Source organism: Moorena sp. SIO3I8, assembly GCF_010692325.1.
Classification (GTDB): Bacteria; Cyanobacteriota; Cyanobacteriia; order Cyanobacteriales; family Coleofasciculaceae; genus Moorena.
Genome location: NZ_JAAHHW010000272.1, coordinates 1 through 2,469 on the forward strand (window position 1 = coordinate 1; position 2,469 = coordinate 2,469).

A 2,469-nucleotide genomic window follows, 5' to 3' on the forward strand; every position below is an offset into this window, starting at 1 on the left:
GTGCGATTCGTTGACTAGAAACCTTGCCCATCAAGGGTTTAGGAGGATTAGTCGCAAGGAAGAAAGAACCTTGACAACTTGATAACCATGATGGTGAAAGACCATCCCTCGTGAAATCCGAGTGACAGCCCTACCCTGGTTCATGGGAACTAACAAAACCCATGGATTGAAAGCAAGGGTCGAACAGCGAAGCGGAACCAATCCAGGGAAAGTTAGTAGCAGGCAAAAGACTCATGGGTACGCAAGGAAGGCATGTTTGAATCATCGACACCTACACGTGGCGAAATGGATTGATACGCCACAGACAAAAAGTCAAACGGAATAAAGGATAGTTAGTTGGTCGCTTAACTATTGATTTCCCTAGAAATAAAATTCCCGGTGAACAATGCCGCCCTAAAAGTCTACAGAATGGTTATCAGGAACGAAGTAACCCCCACAAGAACTCTCAGAAAGGTCGAACATTCTGAGTAGGTAGTTAACCGTAAGTCATCTGGGGGAGAGATAGAGTCAGAAGCCAATGCCTAGGGTAATACCTATGGATATGCCAACGGACTCACGTTACAGGAATAGGTGTAGTTGTAAGTAGTAATGAAGAAGTCTAAAACTCGGGGATTCAACCCACAGTCGGAATGGAACAAGGTCAACTGGCGAAAGCTAGAAATAACCGTGTTCAAGTTACAAAAACGAATATACCAAGCCTCACAGCGTGACGATGTTCGCGTGGTACGTAAATTACAAAAGACCCTGATCAAGTCTTGGTCAGCCAAAATGATTGCGGTCAGGCGGGTAACCCAAGAGAACAAAGGTAAGAAAACTGCTGGAATAGACGGGGTTAAAACCTTAAATGGTAAACAACGTCTGGCCTTAGTAACTAATCTGGAAATCTCAAGAAAAGCCAAACCAACTAGAAGGGTATGGATTCCAAAACCCGGACAGAAGGAAAAACGCCCATTAGGAATCCCAACAATGCATGACCGCGCCCTACAAGCACTAGTCAAACAAGCACTAGAGCCTGAATGGGAGGCTAAATTTGAACCTAACTCCTATGGGTTCAGACCAGGACGCTCATGTCATGATGCCATCGAAGCAATATTTAATGGGATCTGCAAAAAACCTAAATGGGTACTAGACGCCGATATCTCCAAATGTTTCGATAAAATCAATCACGATGTTCTTCTCACGAAATTAAACACCTATCCATCCTTGAGGCGATTAATTAAATCTTGGTTAAAAGCTGGTGTGATGGATAATAACACATTCTCAGAAACCGAAGAAGGCACACCACAAGGAGGAGTAATATCACCTCTCCTTGCGAACATAGCCCTTCATGGAATGGAAACAATAATTAAGACTTATATCGGAAATAAAAAGAACAAAAAAGGAGAAAAACTAGGAAAAGCTCAAAAGATGAGAGGTATAAGTCTAATTAGATATGCGGATGATTTTGTCATCATGCACAAAGACCAAACCATAATAGAAGAATGTCAGAGAATCATCAGTGAATGGCTAAAAGACATAGGGTTGGAATTAAAGCCCAGTAAGACAAAGATAACTCACACTTCGGAAGGATTCAATTTCCTAGGATTCAACATCCGACAATATCCAGCCGGAAAAAACCATTCAAAACTAGGCTTTAAAACCATCATCAAACCATCCAAGGAAAAAGTTCTAGAACACTATAGGCAGCTCGCTGACATAATCGACCGTCACAAAGCTGCCCCTCAGGCTGCCCTAATCAGCCGACTCTCACCTGTCATACGAGGATGGTGTAATTACAACAAAGCTGTTTGTAGTAAAGAAACCTTCAAAGACCTCGAATGCATGCTCTGGAACAAACTCCAAAGATGGGGATACAGGCGACATCCAAACAAATCAAAAACCTGGGTAATCAATAAATATTGGGGAACCGTAGAAAAAGACAACTGGACGTTCACAGACGGAAAGAGTTACCTCTTGAAACATGCCAAAACGAAAATCGTCCGGCACATCAAAGTCAAGAACACCACAAGTCCATTTAACGGAAACTTAATATATTGGAATTCCAGAATGGGAAAACATCCTGAAATAAACAGTCAAAAAGGAAGACTACTTAAAAAACAAAAAGGAAAATGCTCCCATTGTGGCCTTACCTTCAGGGATGGAGATTTAATAGAAAAACACCACATAATACCACGCGCACTCGGTGGAGAAGACCTAGACAAAAATATGGAACTACTCCACCTGCATTGTCACGATGTCAAACATGGAACGAAATCTAATTCACTGAATCTAGATGAAAATCCATTCTAGAGGTGCCACTGACAAGGATTGTACTGTAATGAGGAGCCGGATGAGGGGAAACTGCGCGACCTGAACTGGTCAAGTAAAGCGGGGAGCCGACTCCCCAGGGTAATTTACACCACCTACCCTCACGTAAAACAACCTTTTAGGTTGGACTCAATACCTTTTGGTAACAAAAGGGAAATATGC

1 protein-coding gene is annotated in these 2,469 nt (G+C 42.4%); it reads left to right on the forward strand.

Annotated features, from left to right (window positions below; genetic code table 11):
• Positions 1–588 precede the first annotated feature (588 nt).
• The gene (gene ltrA, locus F6K51_RS36070) at positions 589–2,289 is read left to right on the forward strand and encodes a group II intron reverse transcriptase/maturase (RefSeq protein ID WP_293030677.1); all 1,701 of its coding nucleotides are present in this window, start codon (positions 589–591) and stop codon (positions 2,287–2,289) included.
• The last annotated feature ends 180 nt before the right edge of the window (positions 2,290–2,469 follow it).